The organism is Parendozoicomonas sp. 209JJ7-1, assembly GCF_058147085.1.
This window is the reverse complement of the sequence record NZ_JBYVJU010000003.1, coordinates 197933-219502: the sequence shown is the minus strand read 5'-3', so window position 1 is coordinate 219502 and position 21570 is coordinate 197933. Positions and strand designations below refer to the sequence as shown.

Sequence of the window (21570 nt, the reverse complement as noted above, 5' to 3'; positions counted from 1 at the left end):
AGGCCCAACAGGTTGCCCCGGCAGATGATATGTCAGCCATACTGCTGCATACTGTTGGCTGTAGTGACCATCACTCCGAACGCTACAAGCAATAGCCACTTACCAATAACAACATCAATAACAGCACCAATAACAATAATTCATTAACAATTTCGGAACTGGCTTATGAACAGCAGCGCAAAGACCCCCTCTGTCTATCCCGTGGACCCTGCCCAGGCAAAAAACGCCTGGGCTGACGATGACACCTATCGTCGCATGTACCAGCAATCCATCATCAACCCGGAAGGTTTCTGGCGGGAGCACGGACAGCGTATCGACTGGTTCATCCCCTACACCCGGGTAAAAAACGTCTCCTTTGATGACCACCATGTGGATATCAAATGGTTTGAAGACGGCACCACCAATGTGTCCCACAACTGTCTGGATCGTCACCTGGAAACAAAGGGCGACCAGATCGCCATTTACTGGGAAGGGGACGAGCCTGGAGAAGAGCGTCAGGTGACCTACCGGGAACTCCATGAGCAGGTGTGCCGCTTTGCCAATGCCCTCAAATCACAGGGAGTACGTCAGGGAGATGTGGTGGCTATTTATATGCCCATGGTCGTTGAAGCCGCTGTCGCCATGCTGGCCTGTACCCGTATCGGCGCAATTCATTCCATTGTCTTTGCCGGCTTCTCTCCGGAGGCTCTGGCAGGGCGGATTATCGACAGCAACGCCAAGGTTGTTATTACTGCCGATGAGAGTGTGCGGGGTGGTCGGGTAACCGCCCTGAAAGCCAATGTAGATGAAGCCCTGACCCATCCGGAAATCCGTTCCATTGAAAAAGTCATTGTCTACCGTCGTACAGGTGTGGATATTCCCTGGTACTCCCACCGGGATGTCTGGTGGAGCGATCTGGTCAATATCTCCTCCCCCCACTGCCAGCCCCGGGAGATGAACGCCGAAGACCCGATGTTTATCCTTTACACCTCCGGGTCTACCGGTAAACCCAAAGGTGTTCTGCACACCACCGGCGGCTACCAGGTGTACGCATCCATGACCCATCAATACCTGTTTGATTACAAGGATGGCGAAGTCTTCTGGTGCAACGCCGATGTGGGTTGGATTACCGGCCACACCTATGTGGTTTACGGCCCGCTGATTAACGGTGCCACCATTGTTATGCATGAAGGAGTGCCCAACTACCCGGAAGTGAACCGTCTCAGTCAGATTGTGGATAAATACCAGGTTAATATTCTCTATATTGCCCCCACCGCTATTCGAGCACTGATGGCCCATGGTACAGAAGCCATAGAAGACACCAGTCGTACCAGTCTGCGTCTGCTGGGCAGTGTCGGGGAACCCATTAACCCGGAAGCCTGGCACTGGTATCGGGATACTATCGGCCGTGGGGAGTGCCCCATTGTGGATACCTGGTGGCAGACAGAAACAGGCGCTGCCATGATTACCCCCCTGCCCGGCGCAACTGCCCTGAAACCCGGTTCAGCCACTCGCCCCTTCTTCGGTGTACTGCCGGCGATTGTGGATAATATGGGCAATATTATGGATGGCCCCTGCGAAGGTAATCTGGTGATTCTGGACAGCTGGCCCGGACAGGCCCGTACTGTATACGGCGACCATGAACGTTTTGTACAAACCTACTTCACCACCTTTAAGGGCATGTACACCACAGGTGACGGCGCCCGCCGGGATGAAGACGGCTACTACTGGATTACCGGGCGAGTGGACGACGTTATTAATGTCTCCGGCCATCGGATGGGAACGGCGGAAATTGAGAGTGCCATGGTCGCCCACCGGGATGTGGCGGAAGCGGCAGTTGTCGGTTACCCCCACGAAATTAAAGGCCAGGGCATCTATGTTTATATCACTCTGAACAAAAGTGTGGATTATTCCTTTGAGCTGGCCAGCAATCTGAGAAAATGGGTACGTCAGGAAATCGGGCCTATCGCTACACCGGATATTATCCAGAATGCCCCCGGCCTTCCCAAAACCCGTTCCGGCAAGATTATGCGCCGTATTCTGCGTAAGATTGCCTCCGGTGAATATGACAGCCTGGGGGATACTTCTACACTGGCGGACCCTTCCGTAGTCAACCAGCTGATTCAGGACAGAATGAACCTGGAAGAAGCCTGACTCTTTCCTTACAACAGTAAGTTTCAGGGGCTGTTAATGTCACAGCCCCTGACTTTATAGTTATACCCCTCCCTTCTGAACATTTATAAACTATTTCTTCCAGCCTCTCTCAATATACAGCTGTATCAACAGATACGGTATCAACTAAAAGAATAAGCTGGCAATCAAAGAAGGGAACAGCATGCACCCGAAAATAAAAATTCTTTTAGTAACTCTTTCGGTTTTATATCTGTCAATACAAGGGCATGCTGTTGAGCCTTCAGCACACAGAAAAACAGAGTGTATTGATATCAACATTAAAGATTATATCAGTCGTATTGATATCAGCGGTGATGAGCTTCTCTCGCTGGATGAACTTGAATATGCCATCCATACAGCGCAACTCAACAGAATCGAGTCTTTATTCACCTGGACAGCCATTATTAATTACGAAGAACTCAAAACCTTTTCAATAGCAGGATGGAGAGCACAAGCGGGCATATCACGGGATGATTTATCGCTTTTCAAAGCAGTTTTTAATAGAGATGTACATTTTTATGAATGCGATAGAATCTATAACTACATATATAACAGCCAATACAATCAGAACAAGGTTGACTGGAGGGAAGAAGTCAAACAGGGGGGGGCTGGCGATTGCGCACTGTTGGCAACTCTTGCAGCTATAGTTCACTATCCAACAAGAAGAAAAGAACTTTTCAAGCGAATAACAAGAAACAATGACGGAACCCATACTGTTACATTCCCCGGGAAGCGCTATGGTCATAGCTCCATCAAACCTGTCCTCGTCAGACCGGACATACTGGAAATCATGGTTGGTGCCTCAGCCAGAAGCACCGGAAAGTGGCTATTTATTATAGAAAAAGCCGTCTCTGAAATTTTTTATAAAGAAAAGGAAAAAACAAACCTCTTATATACTGCGGACTTATTATTTCCTGTCCCCGATTACATAATTTACAGCGCAAGGCGTGCGTATAAGAGCAGAATTGAAAGTATAAGCCCAGAGGCATCTATTAAAATCCTGACAAATCATTATCCTGTTAAAAAAACTATTCGGGATTTGTGTCTCAACTGCCTTCAAAATCTTCTGGAAGAATACTTAAACAATGAAAAAATAATACTAGCTACGACATTTCGTAATGTTGACGTGAACCATAGCCGTGTCCCGCTTATTCGTAATCACTCATACAGCGTTATGAAATATCAAAGCGACGAGAACTTGGTTACCATCTATAACCCTTGGGGAAATGACTCTTATCCAGGATCGCCATCAGATGGCCCTCAGGATGGATTAATACATATATCTCTTGAGGATTTCAAAAAATACTTTAACCTGCTTATTCTGGAATCAGAGGATGTTCAAGATCAATAATGAACAGCCTCTGTTCACTGACGATTTATATAGCTGGAAATATCAACCAGTCAGCCTTATTTCTTCTTTTCATTTTCTTGAACAGCTTTTGATGAAACATCCTTACGCAGTTTCAATGTCAGCCCCTGCAGAAAATTACGCAGAAACTGGTTGCCGCACTCTTTGTAGTTGCGATGGCCTTTCTTGCGGAAAATAGCAGACAGCTCCCCTTTTGAGGCAGAGAAATCCGCCAGGGCCATAATATCGATAATATCGGTATCTTTCAGTTCCAGGGCAATCTTGATCTTGCGCAGAATTTCATTATTGGAAAGCTTTGCGCCCTTGGGCAGGCGTACCGGCTCACGACCTTCCTGGCGACCACGGCGGTCAATAATCAGACCGTCCAGAAACATACACAGCACATCGTCGTGGCAGAGAACAAATTCTTTTTCCTCCTCTTTACGCATCAGGTTGAACAGGTGATACATCGGTATCTCATGACCCACCAGCTTGAACATGGCGATCATCTGCTTATCGCTCAGGTGCAGGGCAAAACGCAGGCGACGCAAAATATCATTAGCAATCATAAAACACCGGGGAACAGGGGAGGGAAAATTTAATCGGGGGAGTATACCCGATCACCCGTCCTTATCGTAGAAAAGGACGAATTGCCTGGCCCCACTTTTAAATTCCTCATTCACATGTTGCCGTTGAAACGGTATCGTCCATACCTATGATTTTTATAGGGCCTTCTTTTTTAAGAGACTCCCAGCGTGCACGTTCTTCTTCTCTTCTCTCTCGGATAACATCGGCAGTTTCCGCAGGATTACCGATTTCCAGTACATTCAGATCCAGATCGGTACATACACGAAAGCCTGCCTTTTGCGCCCCTCTGGCTGTCGCCCAGACACAAACGTCTGACATACACCCTACTGACAGGACATCCGTCACGCCTTTTTCTTTGAGGGCATTCCCCAAGAACCCTTCAATCGTACCTTTTAAGCCACCAACGTCAGTGACCGCAACATCATCAAAAGCACCAAAAGAGTCTTTAATAAAGTGGTCATATAAACTATTTTTTCTAGCCTCCTCAAAGAGTACTGTCATTTCAGGAACAATTTCCCTACGCCTTTTCATGGTTACATTGACAAAAGAGACTCGCTTGTTACCAGATAAACTCTGGATGAGTGCTACCTGTTCACCAATTATCCTTTCCAACTCTCCAGGCGGGATACTTTCTTTTAAATAATATGTTTGCATATCAATCACGAGAACAGCAAACATTCTGTTCGAGTCCTGCGCCAGGACAGACTTAATATAATCAACAGTCTGTCTCCATCCACCATAAACCTGAGCAGAAAAAAGCAAAACACAGGAATAAACAGTAAAACGTTTCATGATCTGCATACACAATAGCCCATTATACGATATAAACGACATAAGTACCCAGGCATAAGTAATCGAATATCGTTCCTTCTAGCACCCACCATTAGTCGGTAATCAGTGTATGAAAACGGGTGTCAGGATACTTATGCCGCAAGACAAGCATAAAACAATACTTTCTGGACAGCGCTCCAAATACGACATTCAGGTTCTGCTAAGTCCAAAATGCTTCATGCCATCACGTTTATAAGCCAGAGGCAGTGTACGCAGCCCGATCAGGCTCACCAGAAAAGTCAGCCTGACGGCAAGCAGGAAATCATAGAAACAACAAAGCCGGGAACCCCGGCTTTGTTTATAAAAAAGGAAGAATCGCTTACAGCAGCTTCCGCCCTTTCTGGGCCGCCAGTCTCAGACGCAGGGCATTGAGCTTGATAAAGCCAGCCGCATCGGCTTGGTTGTAGGCACCGGCATCATCTTCAAAAGTGGCGATACTTTCGTCGAACAGGGTCTGGTCAGACTCACGGCCCACAACAGTGACATTGCCTTTATATAACTTCAGGCGTACACGGCCATTTACGTAGAGCTGGGACTGGTCGATCATGGTCTGCAGCATTTCACGCTCGGGGGACCACCAGTAACCGTTGTAAATCAACTTGGCGTAGCGGGGCATCAGCTCATCTTTCAGGTGAGCGGCTTCACGGTCCAGAGTGATGGACTCAATAGCACGATGACCCTTCAGCATAATGGTGCCTCCGGGCGTCTCATAGCAGCCCCGTGCTTTCATGCCGACATAACGGTTCTCAACAATATCCACACGGCCAATGCCATTCTCACCTCCCACTTTATTCAGGTGAGCAAGCACAGTAGCTGGCGTCATTTCCACACCGTCAATGGCAACAATATCACCGGCCTTATAGTTCAGCTCAATATAAGTGGGCTCATCGGAGGCGTTTTCCGGGGAAACACTCCACAGCCACATATCCTCTTCCGGTTCGTTCCAGGGATCTTCCAGAATGTCACCTTCATAGGAAATATGAAGCAGGTTGGCATCCATAGAGTAAGGGGACTTACCCTTCTTCTTCTGGATTTCAATGCCGTGTTTGTCGCAGTAGGCCAACAGTTTGGCCCGTGAGTTCAGATCCCACTCACGCCAGGGAGCAATTACCTGGATACCGGGCTTAAGGGCATAGGCACCCAGCTCAAAACGCACCTGGTCATTACCTTTACCGGTGGCGCCGTGGGAGATGGCATCCGCGCCGGTCTCACTGGCGATTTCCACCAGGCGCTTGGCAATCAGCGGGCGGGCGATAGACGTTCCCAGCAGATACTCACCTTCATAGATGGTGTTTGCACGGAACATGGGGAATACAAAATCCCGGACAAACTCTTCTCGCAGGTCTTCGATATAAATCTCTTTAATACCGAGGGCCTGGGCTTTGGCGCGGGCAGGTTCAACCTCTTCGCCCTGACCCAGATCAGCGGTAAAGGTAACAACCTCACACAGGTAGGTATCTTCAAGCCATCTGGCGATCACAGAGGTATCCAGTCCACCGGAGTAGGCCAGGACAACCTTGTTGATTTCTTTCATGGGAAGAGCGACTCCATTTTCTTACCGACCTCTTTTTTCGATGGTTTTTATCCCTTTTTCAGGGGAATAGTCGGGTTAATATGTATTTATCGATTATTGTAACTGCAAAGATGATTAGCACCACTTAATATTTTTTAATACTCATAAGTAATGCTACTAACTTCCTTCCCATAGAAATGCCCTGTTTCAGTTCCCTTTTCAGCAATTGCGCCAGAAACCATCCCATTTACAGTGCAGAGGAAAGTACACCCAACCGGCACTAGATTAAAGCAGTACACTTCACTGTTTTCCTAATTCTCCTGTATTCACCGAATTTCCGCACCACAACAATGCCAATAGCTGTTTCCGGCACAGATTCCCTCAAAAAGCTGCACCATCTTCTTACACCGGAGACTTTTTTCACCCGAAAAATTGATCTGGCACAAGCGTTGCTGAAGCGGGAGTGTGACCGACTCAAACGTACTCGGGATGGAGTACAGATAATAAATAAATGGTGCCAACACCCATGAGAAAAACAGCAAGACGACAGTTTCTGAAAACTTCCGCTCTGATCTGCGCCATGGCTTCTGCTCTAGCACTGCCCACCTTCTCACCCCTGGCCACTGCAGCACAGGCGGAACAAAAGCTGGGCTGGCCGGAAAAAGAAGAGTTGAAGTTCGGCTTTATCAAACTCACCGATATGGCCCCTATCGCCATCGCCTATGAGAAAGGCTTTTTTGAAGATGAAGGGCTTTACGTCACAATCGAAGCCCAGGCCAACTGGAAGGTGCTGCTGGACGGAGTCATCGACGGTCGCCTGGACGGTGCCCATATGCTGGCAGGGCAACCTATCGCCGCCACCATGGGCTACGGCACCAAAGCCAATATTATTACCCCTTTCTCCATGGACCTGAACGGTAATGGCATTACCGTTTCTAACAAGGTCTGGGAACAGATGAAGGTTAATATCCCCAAGCAAAAGGATGGCAAACCGGTTCATCCCATCAAGGCTGATGCTCTGAAGCCGGTTGTGGATAAATACAATGCCGAGGGCAAACCCTTTAATATGGGCATGGTGTTCCCGGTCTCCACCCATAACTATGAGCTGCGCTACTGGCTGGCGGCCGGTGGTATTCACCCCGGTTACTACGCCCCCCATAAAGGCGACACCTCCGGCCAGATTGATGCGGATGCTTTTCTCTCTGTAACCCCACCACCGCAGATGCCTGTCACTCTGGAAGCCGGCACCATTTATGGTTACTGCGTGGGTGAACCCTGGAACCAGCAAGCCGTATTTAAAGGCATCGGTGTGCCGGTGGTAACCGACTATGAGATCTGGCAGAACAACCCGGAGAAGGTATTTGGTATTACCGAAGAGTTTGCTGAGAAGTATCCGAATACAACCATTCGCCTGACCCGCGCCTTGATTCGAGCCGCCCAGTGGCTGGATGAGAATAACAACGCTAACCGTCCGGAGGCGGTGAAGATTTTATCCCAGTCCAACTACGTGGGCGCGGATTACGATGTGATCGCCAACAGTATGACCGGTACCTTTGAGTACGAGAAAGGCGACAAGCGCCCGGTGCCGGACTTCAACGTATTTTTCCGCTACAACGCCACCTACCCCTATTATTCTGACGCCGTCTGGTATATGACCCAGATGCGCCGCTGGGGCCAGGTTGCTGAAGACAAGCCTGATACCTGGTACTTCGAGACTGCCAAGAAGGTTTATCGCCCTGATATCTACGAGAAAGCCGCCAAATCCCTGATTGCTGAAGGCTTGGCAAAAACGGAAGAGTTCCCGGACTTCGCCACTGAAGATGGCTTCCGTAATCCCCAGAAGCATTTTATCGACAATATCGTTTATGACGGTAAACAGCCGAATGCGTATATCAACAGCTTCTCTATTGGTTTGAAAAAGGGTGATGTTCTGTAAGGAACTGTTCTCCACAGCCAATAAGGTTTGGGGTGGAGAGTTTGATTTTTCAAGGGCCATGGATGGCCCGGTAGCGCAGCAGGCAGGGACTGCCCATCTGCGCGGATAAAATCAGACTCTCCACCCCGGACCGGTAACTCTGAAGTTTGAACAAAAAGAGAAAACCATGAGCACATCATCCACAACCGATATCAGTTCAGACAGTAACCCATCAGCTATTGATGCTCTGACCGCCTGGTTCAGCCATTCAGGGGAATGGCTGAAAACTGCCGTGGTATCCCTTGTGGGTATCCTGGTGTTTCTGCTGATCTGGTCCGTGTCGGCCAGAAACATTGAAACTTCCCTGGGAGCCTTCCCCGGCCCCGGAGCGGTAGCAACCCAGTTCAGTGCTTTGTATAGCGAGCATGTGGCTGAACGAGAGAAGGCAGATGCCTTCTATAAGCGTCAGGAAGAACGTAATGCCAAGCGGGTCGCTGTAGACCCTGACTACCAGCCCAAGATTCGCAAATACACCGGTAAAGAGACCTTTATCGACCAGATTCTTACCAGTCTGAAAACCGTAGCCAGTGGCTTTCTGCTGGCGGCACTGGTAGCTATTCCCCTGGGTATCGCTATTGGCCTGAACAAGACCTTAAATACCGCGATCAATCCCATTATCCAGACCTTTAAACCGGTTTCCCCCCTGGCCTGGCTGCCATTGGTAACCATGGTCGTAAGTGCGGTATACACCAGTGATGACCCAATGTTTGCCAAGTCGTTTATTAACTCCCTGATCACAGTCACCCTGTGTTGCCTGTGGCCCATGCTGATTAACACCTCTGTGGGCGTTGCCGGTATTGATAAAGACCTGGTGAATGTCAGCAAGGTTCTGCGCCTCTCTGCCCTGAACCATGTAAGGAAAATTGTTCTGCCAGCGTCCATTCCAATGATCTTCACCGGTATGCGACTGTCACTGGGTATTGCCTGGATGGTGCTGATCGCCGCCGAGATGCTGGCCCAGAACCCCGGCCTTGGAAAGTTTGTCTGGGATGAGTTCCAGAATGGCAGTTCTGTCTCCCTGAGCCGGATTATGGCAACCGTACTGGTGATCGGTTTTATCGGCTTTCTGCTGGACCGGGGCATGCTGCAGGTGCAGAAGTTTGTATCCTGGGATAAATCAAGCGCCGTACGTTAAAAGAAAGCGTTAAGAGGAGACAATCATGAGCATTATTCTTGATATTGATCATGTGGATATGGAATTTCCCACACCCAACGGCCCTTTTACTGCGCTGAAAGATGTCAGCCTGAAAATCGCCGAAGGGGAATTTATCTCGCTGATCGGCCATTCCGGCTGCGGTAAATCCACAGTTCTGAATATTGTCGCTGGCCTGCATCAGGCCACTCGTGGCGGTGTAGTGCTGAACGGTAAGGAAGTGACTGAGCCCGGCCCCGAACGGGCCGTAGTCTTCCAGAATCACTCCCTGCTGCCCTGGCTGTCTGCCTATGAGAATGTCGAGCTGGCGGTAAAGCAGGTTTTTGGCAAATCAAAAACCAAACGGGAAACCCAAGACTGGATTGAGCATAACCTGGAACTGGTGCATATGGATCACGCCATGCACAAACGCCCCGACGAAATTTCCGGCGGTATGAAACAGCGGGTGGGTATCGCCCGTGCCCTGGCCATGCAGCCGGATGTTCTGCTGATGGATGAACCCTTCGGTGCCCTGGATGCCCTCACACGCGCCCATATGCAGGATTCTCTGATGGAAATCCAGAACGAACTGAACAACACCGTGATTATGATTACCCACGATGTCGATGAAGCGGTGCTGCTCTCCGACCGTATCGTAATGATGACCAATGGCCCGGCAGCAACAGTGGGTGAAATTCTGGATGTAAAACTGGAACGGCCCCGTAACCGCCTGGCCCTGGCCGATGATGTGGAATACAACAGGCTGCGTTCAGAAGTGCTGACGTTCCTTTACGAGAAACAGCGGAAGCTAGAAAACATTCACCGTGCCAAACCCACCAGGAAGCCCGTCAGGAAGCCCGCCAGGAAACCTTCAGGGAAAGATAAAGCCGCCTAGGAGCCTGTCGGACTTAACGCCAGCCTGCCGTGAAAAACCGGGCTATAAACAGTCCGGTATTTTTACTGCACCAGCATCTGCAACATTTTTAACGAATGCAGATGGGCATAACTCCAGGCCAGCCAGCCTTTGCGAAACCAGAGAGTAACTGTCTTATCATCAAGTTTATTGAGAGCCGGTTCATTGAGAGTAAACATTCCCTTTAGATGGGTCACCTTCTGGTTGGCATCACAGAATTCGATATTGGTAGGCTGCAGTAAATCAAGCTCTTCACAAGAGTGGCAAAATTCTGCTGTTGCCCGGGTATGCTGTTCATATCGACCCAGAAAATCAGAGATATTATCCAGTGTCCGGGTATAACCCTCACCATCATCGGTAAACAGTGGTTTAGCTTCTCTGTTATCTGTTTTCCCCGGTTCTCCAAAGCTGAAATGGGGGGCGTCACTGTCAAAGCAGATATCCCCTTTTGTAGTCAGGGCAAAAGGATAACGCCGAATAAAAGCAGGAATATAACCGGCGTTCCACTGGCCATCGCTATTTACACAATGACTTTCCCCCAGGGAAAGCAGCGCCACTGGGTGAACACGACCTTTTTTATCCCTTCGAAACAGCACCGGAAAACTACGGCTGGCTTCAAAAAACTCTATACCTGTGAGAGGAACAGTTTTGGCGTCCGCAGCGAAACTGACATCAGCAGAATCGGCATAATGCAATGCCTTATGCTTCTCGCTGTTTAAAACTTCCAGATTTCGGTAAAACAACATGGCTGCCATAAAAAGCCCATTAGAAAAACATCATTCCCCCGATGCGTATCTCAACATCAGGGATACTCTATCGGGAGTGCTCTATCAAGGGAACCCTGGACAAACTCAGTAACTGAGTACCAGACCAAGATGGGGCAGGCTGCCTTTTCTTTTACCCGGGCGGGGTTCGCGGAGTTGCCAGCCATAATCCGCCCGCAGGCTCAGATAACGGTCTATAGAGTAGCGCAGGCCAAAGCCGACGGATGCCAGGCTTCTGGCTCGCTCTCCCTTAAGCCGGTCTTTATTGCCTAGTGTCGCATAATCCAAGAACGCCAGGAGTTGCAGGCTGTCGTTAATGTCCAGGGGTGAGAAAACCGGAGAACGTATCTCATTACGCAGTATCAGGCCCTGGTCAGCTGTCACCAGGAACTCATTATACCCCCGGACCGTACGATAACCGCCGGCGGACATCTGTTCACTGGGAAGCAGGTTACCGTTGGCCAGCTGTAGATCGAGGCTGACATGCCAGGAAAGTTCTTCCGGTAAGCGGGTCACTCGCAGCAGCTTCAGGTTGGTATACGCATACTTCGCTTTCGCGCCTCGACGCACCTGCTCATAATATTTGTCGCTATTATATGAACTCATTCCACCCGGGCTGGCATACAGGTTCCAGTTCAGGGTAGTTCCACCAAAACTATCTGGATAACTGGCCTGATAACCGAGGTTAAACTGGGAGATGTCCGTATCATGGTCAAACACCCTGTCACCACCAAACGTCAGGTTGTTATTACCTCGTTTGAAGTCGTAGCCCAGGGTCAGGCTGTGATCCAGCTTTCCATAATCAGGTAACGGTATTTCATAAGCCACACCAGCCCGCCAGTTTTTACCACTCTGCTTGAAATGGCCATTACTGGGTGGCTTTGAACGAGTGATCGCACCGCTTAACATCAGGATATGACGCCAGGGCAAGGGCGCAATATAACTGGCAGAGTGGGCCTGAAGATAACGCCGGTCAAAGGCGGAGGTGTACTGGTAGTTAAACTGGTGTTCCAGCCCCCACAAATTACCGAGGTTAAAACCTGCCAGCCAGCGCTTGCGGTCTGTCTGGGGTGTACCGCTGTTTTCCGCACCGGTAAAGAAGCGTACCGGACGCCGGTCTTTCACCCGCAGGATAATATCAGTCTCAGAGAAGTTCTCACCTTTGCTAAGCAGTGCACTCACATCCCGGAAAGGGTTGCGGTTCAGCCAGCGCAGATCATCCTCAAGCTTCCTGGTCTGCAGCTCGTCACCGGGCTTGGTGCTGATCTGGGCAACCATACGATCATGGTCAAAGAACTCGCCACCTTCAACGGTAACCTTTGCCCTTTTGCCGATAACCACCACCATCTGCACCACACCATCGGTGATATCCTGGTTGGCAGGTGCCAGCACCTGAACCACCGGGCGATCCTGATCCTGATACCAGCGCTCAACGATCCCACGGATCTCCTGCAAGCGACCAAGGGTCAGCGGTTTGTTCATAAACGGAATCAGGTAGGCGCTGAAACCATTATCTGCTGTAGTCACCAGACCTTCGGTAGATACGCCGTACACCCCAGGGCGTCCGTTTGGATTCACTTCGTCAGGGCCGGTGACAAATACCAGACCCTTGAGATCTTCCAGCAAAACGGTTTTATCCCCGGTGCCAGCAGGTTGTTTCTTGCTGTCCTCAAAGGGGTTATCAATCACCGCCTCTCCACTTGGTTTGGGAAGGTTCGGCTCAAACTGTTTGTCAGAAGCCTGTGCCGCGCTGGCCATAACAGCAATGTCTATAACAGCAATGGCCAGCGGCAGTATCACTTTCTTAGATGGCACTGAGAATTCTCTTCTTATCGTCTTGTTCGGCTTGATTCTGTTCGCTTTGAAGTGCAGGAGTCTCTGTCCACAACTCCTGTATATCGCTGTTTACATGCTGCTCAGTCGCAGACAAATAATTCTCAGCGCCCCCAAAATCAGTTGTCGCATTAATGATATGTTCACCAGTCAGACGGGCCTTTTCAGGTTCAGAGAACTTGGGTTCCCGCCGCTGGTCATTTGAAAGGGGCAATGCCGCAACATTGGCCGGATTGACGTTAAGCTCCCCGGCCTCAAAGCGCACCACATAGTTGGGGCTGTTAATTCTGAGGCCACTGGGCAGAATGGTGTACTGGCCAACGCTTGAGGCTCCCTGCGCAGTACCGCCGTAAACCAGATCGCCTTCAATCAAAGAGGCATCATCGCCGGGGGCAAAGCCAATAGAACGGATGCCATTGCCACCGCTATAAATGGAGCCATCAAAGATTTTCCGGGCATCGTTGGCACGAATCACCAGGGTTCTCTGGGTTATATCTGCGGTATCCGTAGTGCGAGAAGGCGCGGCCAGCTGATAGTTACCGGCATCAGTGCCTTCCAGCCTTAAGCCAGAGATAGTAACGGTTTTAGCTGTTCCAGCATTCTTATCATCAAACTGACTGTTGCCAGTAATTGTCAGCTGGTCATTGGTCAGGCGATCGTCGGTGAACTTCACTGTGGCATTGCGAGTGCCGTCATAAACTTTATGATCAGTCTGGAAATCGGTGATATTCAGCGTCCGTTTAGTGATATCAGCGGTTGTTTCCACAGACGCGGTTTCAACTCGGTAATTACTGGCATCAGCACCATTCAACTGAATACTGGAGGTTGTTATGGTTTTACCTGTTCCAGCATTTTTATCCGTAAAACGACTGGAGCCAGCGATAGTCAGGCTGTCCCCAGTAATACGGTCATCACCAAAGGTAACAGAAGCATTGGAATTGCCGTCGTAGACTTTATTTCCACCAGAAGAAGAAACCACCAGGGTACGCTGCGTGATTGTGCCTTTGGCTGAATCACTGACCAGCTGATAGTTGGCGGCATCAGCACCGGTCAGAGTGACAGCATTGGTATTAACTGCCTTATTGGTACCGGCATTCTTATCCGCAAAGGTTGCGTTTCCATTCAGCGCAACGGTATCACCGCCAATAACACCACCGGTCAGAGTCAGGCTGGCATTGGTAGTACCGTCATAGACCTTATCCTGGGCACGGGCAGTAACTGCTCTTCTGGTAATCGTAGCCGTCGTCGTTGTGCTACTGCCTTGCAATTCATAATTCGCCGCATCCTGACCAGACAGCGTCAGTCCACTCAGGGTAACGGTTTTATTAACTCCCGCATTCTTATCAGAGAATGTACCGTTGCCTCCAATAGTAATGTCATCACCGGCAACAACATTCCCTTCAACAAAGTCGACCTTGGCCGTTGTGGTGCCGTCATAGACTTTATCTTCGGCGGTTACGCCAGTGAACTGCACCTGCCGCTTGCTGATATCGGCTGTGCTGTTAACAGAAGCATGTTGGAGGCGGTAGTTTCCGGCATCAGCACCATTAAGTTGCAGAGCAGAGCTGGTGACGGTCTTTCCGAGACCGGCATTCTTGTCGCTGAACTGACTGGTACCGGCAATAGTGAGGTTGTCACCGGTTATCCGGTCATCACCAAAGGTCACAGCAGCATTTGTATTGCCGTCATAAACCTTGTTACCTCCATTGGCTGTTACCACCAGGGTACGCTTTGTAATGGTACCGTTGGCTGAGCCGCTAACCAGCTGATAGTTGGCGGCATCAGCACCGGTCAGAGTGACAGCATTGGTATTAACTGCCTTATTGGTACCGACATTCTTATCCGCAAAGGTTGCGTTTCCATTCAGCGCAATGGTATCGCCGTCAATAACACCACCGGTCAGAGTCAGGCTGGCACTGGTGGTACCGTCATAAACTTTATCCTGAGCACTTGCGGTTACATTACGTCTATGAATAGTTGCAGTGGTCGTACCACTGTTACCAGCCAAACGGTAATTTCCAGCATCAGCTCCCGAAAGAGACAATCCATTCAGGTTTACAGTCTTATTGGTTCCGGCATTCTTATCAACGAAATTGCCGGTTCCGGACACTGTCACTGTGTCGCTGCCAATAATATTGCCTTCAACAAAATCGACCTGCGCGGCGGTTGTGCCGTCATAGGTCTTGTCCTCGGCACTGATACCAGACAGGGTGATAGTCCGCTGGTTTATACGACCCGAGGTGTAGGCAACGTTTTGCGTGAGATAATAATTGCCGGCGTCATCTCCACTGAGACTGAGGCCATTTACAATTATGGAGATATTATTTCTACTGGCATTTTTTGAGCTGTAGCGAGCACCTGAAGACGACACTGTCAGATTATCACCTGAGACAGTATTTCGGCTGGAGACTGTCACATTGGCATTGGTCGTACCGTCATACTCCCGATCAGTCACCTGGGCACCGACTTGCACCTCCCGGCGGTTAATGGTTCCCCGGGTGTCTGCAGCAAGGCTGTAGTTTGCCGCATCATCGCCTTCCAGTTTCACCTGGCTGGTATTAACAACCTTGTTTGTTCCGGCATTTTTATCGGCGAAGACAACCGCTCCGGATACCTGTGTCTGGTCTCCGGCAATAATGCCGCCATCAGCGACACTGTAACTGGCAGTTGTCTTTCCATCATAGGTTTTGGACGCTACATTCAGGCTGATTTCTTTCTTGGCAATTGATGCCTGAAGTGTTGTGGGTACAGCACTGAGATCAAGGTTGTAGTTACCAACGTCTGCGCCGGTCACGCTTACGGGGTTAACATTAACGGTCTTGTTTTGCCCGGCATTTTTAGTATCAAACTGCCCGGTCACATTGACAGTAATCACATCACCGTTAATGCGGTCATCGCCCTTGGTAAAGTTAACGCTTGTCGTGCGGTCATAAACCTTATCTTCCGCACCAAGAGTAATATTCAAATCTCTCTTGTTAACGGTTAATTTGCCGTTATTGCTAACAATCGCAGCCCCATGAATATTGCTCAGGGAATCCGCAGCTGAGAGCGAACTGTTGTAGACACCGGCATTGATATTACCGGAGGTAGAATGCGTTACCCCGTTCGCTTCGATCTGCAAACCGGTGATACTGCCCAGCTGGAAACCAAATTTATCAGCATCGGCACTGATATCGGCTCCATCCAGAGTCAGGGTAATAGTTGCCCCTGACTGACTGATATCCTGACCGTAAGTAATCGTCTGATCAGCAACAGTGACTTCTACATTGGGGCTGACTTCATAAATCAATCCACTTCCGGAAGGCAGCCCATTGGGAACAGGGGTGGCAGGTGAGAAATCCAGACCATAACGGATAAAGTCACGGTTGGTTATCTCAATATCATTATCGTTCTCATCCGGGCGGCGGGAATAAACCAGCCAGCGACCACCACTCTGCAATGGCGTAAGGGAATTGCTGCGATTGTGGAAACTGTCATCCGCAGCAAGGACGATACTGCCATTACCCTGGTTATTAATTCCACTCCCGGCACTCAGAATAATATTACCTGTGGGGCCTCCGTCTTTACCTGAGGCTCTGGCATGGAGAGTAAGGGTATTCGCACTGTTGTATTCCAGCGCATTTGTAAAAACCAGATCAGAGTCAGTCAGGTTAACCGTGACATTGCTGTGTCTCAAGGTGTGAGAGAGGATGCTATTTATATCCGCATCAAAACGGCTTTCTTTCACACCGTTTGCACTGTCTTTCCAGGAGGCTGTGGTTAATGAAACATCCGCATTACTGATACCTGTTCCAGATCTGTTGCCGTGGCCAATCAAACCATAGGAAGTCAGATTCTCATCACCATGGGTATAGTGGGTACTCTTCGTTCTTAACCTGCCCATATTATTCAGAGTAATATTACCCTGAATGCTCCCATCAAACTTCTGCGAAGTGCCGCGCTGCCCCAAAATAGCTGAGCCATGACCTAACTGGGCATAAGTGTCGTAAAAACTGCCACCGATAATTTCAAATAAAGAATCTTCAGAGGCCTGATTAATTGAGATATCACCACTGACACTGCCCCTGGCGTTTTTCCCCCCATGGCCAATCTGAGCGTAAGCTTTCTTGCCCTCGATATAGACATTTTCACTATCAATGCTGATGTTACCACTGGCCTGAATAGCGGGCCGGCCACCACCAGGGTTGCTCTGAGTACCACCATGGCCAATCTGGGCGTAGGCACTTTCTCCACTCCCGGCTCTTACAGTTGTACTCGCTAAACCAAGATTGCCAACATGAATTTCAATATCAGCGCCACTGACAATGGCCTGTCTATCCTTGCCACCATGGCCAATCTGGGCATAACCTCCAGTGGCACCACCAAACACACCCAGTGCCCCGGAAGCATAAACCTTTATATCACCGGTAATGGGCTGATTATCAGAGTTATCTTCTGGTCGATACCCCAACTGCCCGTAAAGCCCAAACGGACTTCCCAAAATACCCACATTACGAGCAAAAGCCCGCGTTGTTCCTCCACGGGCTCCCACTGCTGCCGAATACATCAGGTGGGATGGCACAGTGGACGTATTACCAATATTGATTTCACCACTATAGAGGCTTGCGGCTCCCGGCTTGCTTCCTTCAAGTTCTGCAATATTCAAAGGTCTGGTAAACTTCCAGCCCGCGACCAGGTTAATATCCCCTTTAGTCGCGTGCTGGTTCAATAATGACGCTCTGGCATAAATACTCCCGCCGGAAACAAGATTCAGATCATAAGGGCTGTTGTATACAACGTCCTGATTGATTCTGATATGTTTACCACTCCTCTTGGGAGACTCCAGAGTGACCTTGCCGTCATTCAGCAGTTCTCTTAATTTCTCTGGGCTGATTGTCTGCCGGTAGAAAATATTCTCATAATCTTTATCCGCTGGTTGATTTGTCATTCCAACTTCAACCCGATTAGACGCCAGGGTAACCGTTCCTCCTCCGGTTGTTGCATTACCCTCCATATGCAGGGCTTCCAGGCCTGTCAGGCGAATATTGCCAGCCTTCTCAGCTGAAGAACCCTGCGCCTTCAGGGTTCCCTTCATACGATTACGCCCTTCGGCTACAAAGATAATCCTGCCACCCTGAGCGTCTGCACCTTTACCAGTGGCATCAACAACGGCCCCGGCATGTATATTCAGATCTTCAACCGGATCTTCCAGGGAATTATGGGTTGGGCGAGGGCGCTCATTGATTTGGGCAATATTGACGGTGCCGCCAGTCTTGCCACTCACATCCACTCTGGCATCGTCAGTGAGTTCAACTCTTTGCCCAACAATATCAACAACACCTTCAGAAGCATTAATCTCTTTAGAGACAGTCACCTTGCCCGACATGGCCGCAAGAATAACCCGGCCATTTTTGTTCTGAACACCGGTGGCATTAATCACACCGCTGTGATTGACAGCCAGAGCCATAGGGTTGTTGCCATGGGCTTTCAGCTCCGCCTGTAGAGCATTAATGGTACCGCTGTTGGTAACACTGGTATCGTTATTCTTGCCAGCGAGTACCGCGATGCGTTGGTCTGCGGAACGAGTCAGAAGAATTTCTTTACCTGCGGCCAAACCAACCGTTCCGCCGGTCGCATTAATGATTCCCTTATTTTCAACCTGATTAGCAATCAGAAAAACATCGCCACCATTCCTGGAATCAATACGCCCCATATTGACGACTTTGGCCTGACTGTTACCGGAAAACCTGAGATTATTGGCACCGGCCTTGAATTCGTCATCAGTAATATCCAGAGTGGAAGCAATAAAGCTCTGGGTATCAATAACCCCGGTCTTACCAACCACAATACCATTGGGGTTGATCAGAAAAACCTGACCATTGGCCAGCAGGGAGCCATTGATGTTACTGGGATTGGCACCCGTCACTCGGTTCAATACAGCCGAGCTGGCAGAAGGTTGAACAAACCGGGTGGTTTCTCCTGCACTTATAGAGAAGCCCTGCCAGTTGATAATGGCATTATTACCGGCATTGACTGTAAGCGTATTTCCGGAGTGAGAGAATGTAGCCGTGCCGTTTACAACGGAAGCTGTGCTGTGATCAGGATTTGCCAGGGCTGTATTACCGATAAAACCCGAAATACAAACGACAACAGCTTTATAGATCAGCGTATGAGAGAAAGAAAACGGCTGTACGACTGTAGACAACCAGCCGCCACTCAGTCCACTGAAACCCTCCATAACTGAACTTTTATTGTTCTTCAGCTCGCCGCCACAGGCACCCTCATAACACAGTTTGGACGACAAACTTTTTAAACGCTGATCCATAAACTGGCAGACCTTGGTGTTTTTATTCGGATTCCGACAAGTCATTGAGTGACATTTTTGTCAGTAACTGCCGCCCTTCTATCAATGTTGATACCGAAACACCAACCGGGAATACATATCTGAGAGATTGCTCACAAATAGCTACCAAAAACGCAACCTAACCAGTACGATCGTACAAGTTACAATCCATGACCTGAGTAACCTCTTGCTGTAAAATTTGCCGGCAACAAATATTCAAGGATTAGCCCTCGTGCAGCTCACTCTCACCCGCCCCGATGATTTTCACCTGCACCTGCGAGATGGTGCGGCTCTGGCCACCACTGTCCCGGCCACGGCCAATACCTTTGCCCGGGCTATTGTTATGCCCAATCTGAAACCGCCGGTGATTACTGCCGCACAGGCTGCTGAGTACAAGCAGCGTATTCTGGCCCACGCCCCTGCTGGCAGCGGTTTTGACCCGCTGATGACCCTGTACCTGACCGATAACACCACGGCTGAGATTGTTCGTGAGGCCAAAGCCGGTGATGATGTTTACGCTCTGAAACTGTACCCCGCCGGTGCCACCACCAACTCCGATTCTGGCGTTACCAGCCTGGAGCATATCTATCCGGCATTGGAAGCGATGATCGACGCGGGCCTTCCCTTATTGGTGCACGGAGAAGTGACCGACGCGGATATTGATATCTTTGACCGGGAAAAGGTCTTTATTGATCGGCACCTGGTCGGCCTGACCGAGCGCTATCCGGAACTGAAGCTGGTGCTGGAGCATATCACCACCACCGATGCGGTACAGTTTGTGGAGAGCGCTGGCAGCAATGTCGCGGCTACCATCACCCCTCAACACCTGATGTATAACCGCAACCATATGCTGGTCGGCGGTATTCGTCCCCATTATTTCTGCCTGCCGATTCTTAAGCGCAATATCCACCAGGATGCCCTGGTGAAAGTGGCCACCAGCGGCAACAGCAAATTTTTCCTGGGCACAGATTCCGCACCCCACACCAGGGAAACCAAAGAGACTAGCTGTGGCTGCGCTGGTTGTTACTCTGCCTTTGGAGCCCTGGAACTGTATGCGGAAGTTTTTGATAACGAGAATGCCCTGGATAAGCTGGAAGGTTTTGCCAGCCACTTTGGCGCGGACTTTTACGGCCTGCCCCGTAACACGGACACCATCACCCTGGAGCGGAAACCGCATCAGGTTCCGGAATCCCTGCCCTTTGGTAACGCCCAGGTCGTTCCCCTTAAGGCCGGAGAACAATTACAATGGACGATCGTGTAATACAATCCGTGAAATGCAATCTGTGAAATGCAATCCGTGAAATGCAATCGCTTCATAAAACCCCAATTCCGAATAAGGCAAAGTTGTGAGCCATTCTGACCCTAAAGCCCTGATGTCTGACCGCTTCCGGGGCTATCTGCCGGTTGTTATCGATGTGGAAACCGGAGGCTTCAATGCCAAGACCGACGCGCTGCTGGAAATCGCCGCAGTGACCATCGGCATGGATGAGCAGGGTTTTGTATTTCCTGAAGCCAGGGAATCCAGCCATGTGACCCCTTTTGAAGGAGCCAATATCGAAAAATCTGCCATTGAGTTTATCGGTATCGATCCTTTCCACCCCCTGAGAATCTCCTCAAAAGAAGATGTTGTGCTGGGAAATATATTTAAGGTGGTGCGCAAGGCCCTGAAACGTTACAACTGCACCAGGGCTATTCTGGTGGGTCATAATGCGTCTTTTGATCTCGGGTTTCTGAATGCCGCAGTGGAACGCTGCGGAATTAAGCGCAACCCGTTCCATCCTTTTTCCAGTTTTGATACCGCCAGCCTTGCCGGGCTCGCTTATGGCCAGACTGTTCTGGCCCGGGCCTGTGATGTGGCAGGTATCCTTTTTGACAAGGAAGAGGCCCATTCCGCCCGCTACGACACAGATAAAACTGCGGAACTATTCTGCAATATTGTGAATAACTGGAAGGAAATGGGCGGCTGGATAGACTGATAGCTTCACTGCATTCTTCCCGCAATGTGCAAGGTGGCAATTCTGCCACCTTCACCCTCTCTCCCGACACAAACCCTCTCTTCCAACAAGCCGACCATCTGCCTGCACCATCTTCACTGAAGCGCCCTGATGCCTGAATATCCCTGAAACACAAACCGAAACCCCTGAACTGAGCCATAGTATTTACTGGTGCAGCGTTTGCTGATGCGGCGAAAGTGCGCCAA

The 21570-nt window shown here is 49.8% G+C and carries 13 protein-coding genes; 7 read left to right on the top strand and 6 right to left on the bottom strand.

Annotated elements, in window-relative coordinates:
• Positions 1–165: 165 nt before the first annotated feature.
• Both acs and ACY2RQ_RS04455 read left to right on the top strand, forming a co-directional pair.
• Positions 166–2133, top strand: a complete 1968-nt coding sequence (gene acs, locus ACY2RQ_RS04460) for an acetate--CoA ligase (protein ID WP_490111752.1) — start codon at positions 166–168, stop codon at positions 2131–2133.
• 181 nt (positions 2134–2314) lie between these two features.
• Positions 2315–3502 carry a C2 family cysteine protease gene (locus ACY2RQ_RS04455; RefSeq protein WP_490111751.1) on the top strand — a complete coding sequence of 396 codons (1188 nt, stop codon included), beginning with the start codon at positions 2315–2317 and terminating at the stop codon, positions 3500–3502.
• A gap of 56 nt (positions 3503–3558) precedes the next feature.
• Here the strand turns inward: ACY2RQ_RS04455 and ACY2RQ_RS04450 are convergent, their stop codons facing one another.
• The 3 genes from ACY2RQ_RS04450 to ACY2RQ_RS04440 all read right to left on the bottom strand — a co-directional run bounded on the left by ACY2RQ_RS04450 (position 3559) and on the right by ACY2RQ_RS04440 (position 6452).
• The gene (locus ACY2RQ_RS04450) at positions 3559–4068 is read right to left on the bottom strand and encodes a YehS family protein (RefSeq protein WP_490111750.1); all 510 of its coding nucleotides are present in this window, start codon (positions 4066–4068) and stop codon (positions 3559–3561) included.
• 106 nt (positions 4069–4174) lie between these two features.
• Complete coding sequence (locus tag ACY2RQ_RS04445; RefSeq protein ID WP_490111749.1) at positions 4175–4888, bottom strand: isochorismatase family protein; 714 nt, start codon at positions 4886–4888, stop codon at positions 4175–4177.
• A gap of 349 nt (positions 4889–5237) precedes the next feature.
• On the bottom strand, positions 5238–6452 hold the full coding sequence (locus ACY2RQ_RS04440; RefSeq protein ID WP_490111748.1) for an argininosuccinate synthase: 1215 nt from the start codon (positions 6450–6452) through the stop codon (positions 5238–5240).
• A gap of 559 nt (positions 6453–7011) precedes the next feature.
• On the opposite strand from ACY2RQ_RS04440, the gene ACY2RQ_RS04435 reads away from it, so the two are divergent.
• From ACY2RQ_RS04435 to ACY2RQ_RS04425, 3 genes are all read left to right on the top strand, one after another.
• Positions 7012–8367: a CmpA/NrtA family ABC transporter substrate-binding protein gene (locus tag ACY2RQ_RS04435; protein ID WP_490111866.1), complete on the top strand. Its 1356-nt coding sequence runs from the start codon at positions 7012–7014 to the stop codon at positions 8365–8367.
• A gap of 166 nt (positions 8368–8533) precedes the next feature.
• Positions 8534–9541, top strand: coding sequence for an ABC transporter permease (locus ACY2RQ_RS04430; RefSeq protein ID WP_490111747.1), 1008 nt, complete (start codon positions 8534–8536; stop codon positions 9539–9541).
• 25 nt (positions 9542–9566) lie between these two features.
• Positions 9567–10433 carry an ABC transporter ATP-binding protein gene (locus tag ACY2RQ_RS04425; protein WP_490111746.1) on the top strand — a complete coding sequence of 289 codons (867 nt, stop codon included), beginning with the start codon at positions 9567–9569 and terminating at the stop codon, positions 10431–10433.
• 62 nt (positions 10434–10495) lie between these two features.
• Here ACY2RQ_RS04425 and ACY2RQ_RS04420 read toward each other — a convergent pair whose 3' ends face one another.
• From ACY2RQ_RS04420 to ACY2RQ_RS04410, 3 genes are all read right to left on the bottom strand, one after another.
• Positions 10496–11206 carry a SapC family protein gene (locus ACY2RQ_RS04420; RefSeq protein WP_490111745.1) on the bottom strand — a complete coding sequence of 237 codons (711 nt, stop codon included), beginning with the start codon at positions 11204–11206 and terminating at the stop codon, positions 10496–10498.
• A gap of 96 nt (positions 11207–11302) precedes the next feature.
• Positions 11303–13030 (bottom strand): ShlB/FhaC/HecB family hemolysin secretion/activation protein, encoded by a 1728-nt coding sequence (locus ACY2RQ_RS04415; protein WP_490111744.1) that lies wholly within the window; start codon positions 13028–13030, stop codon positions 11303–11305.
• Complete coding sequence (locus ACY2RQ_RS04410) at positions 13020–19352, bottom strand: YDG domain-containing protein (protein WP_490111743.1); 6333 nt, start codon at positions 19350–19352, stop codon at positions 13020–13022. Before ACY2RQ_RS04410 ends, ACY2RQ_RS04415 begins: the two co-directional genes overlap by 11 nt.
• Positions 19353–19602: 250 nt before the next feature.
• Here ACY2RQ_RS04410 and pyrC point away from each other — a divergent pair, with 250 nt between their 5' ends.
• Complete coding sequence (pyrC, locus tag ACY2RQ_RS04405) at positions 19603–20631, top strand: dihydroorotase (protein WP_490111742.1); 1029 nt, start codon at positions 19603–19605, stop codon at positions 20629–20631.
• Positions 20632–20716: 85 nt separating this feature from the next.
• A complete protein-coding gene (rnt, locus tag ACY2RQ_RS04400) occupies positions 20717–21346 on the top strand; it encodes a ribonuclease T (RefSeq protein WP_490111741.1) in 630 nt (209 codons plus the stop codon).
• Positions 21347–21570: the final 224 nt, after the last annotated feature.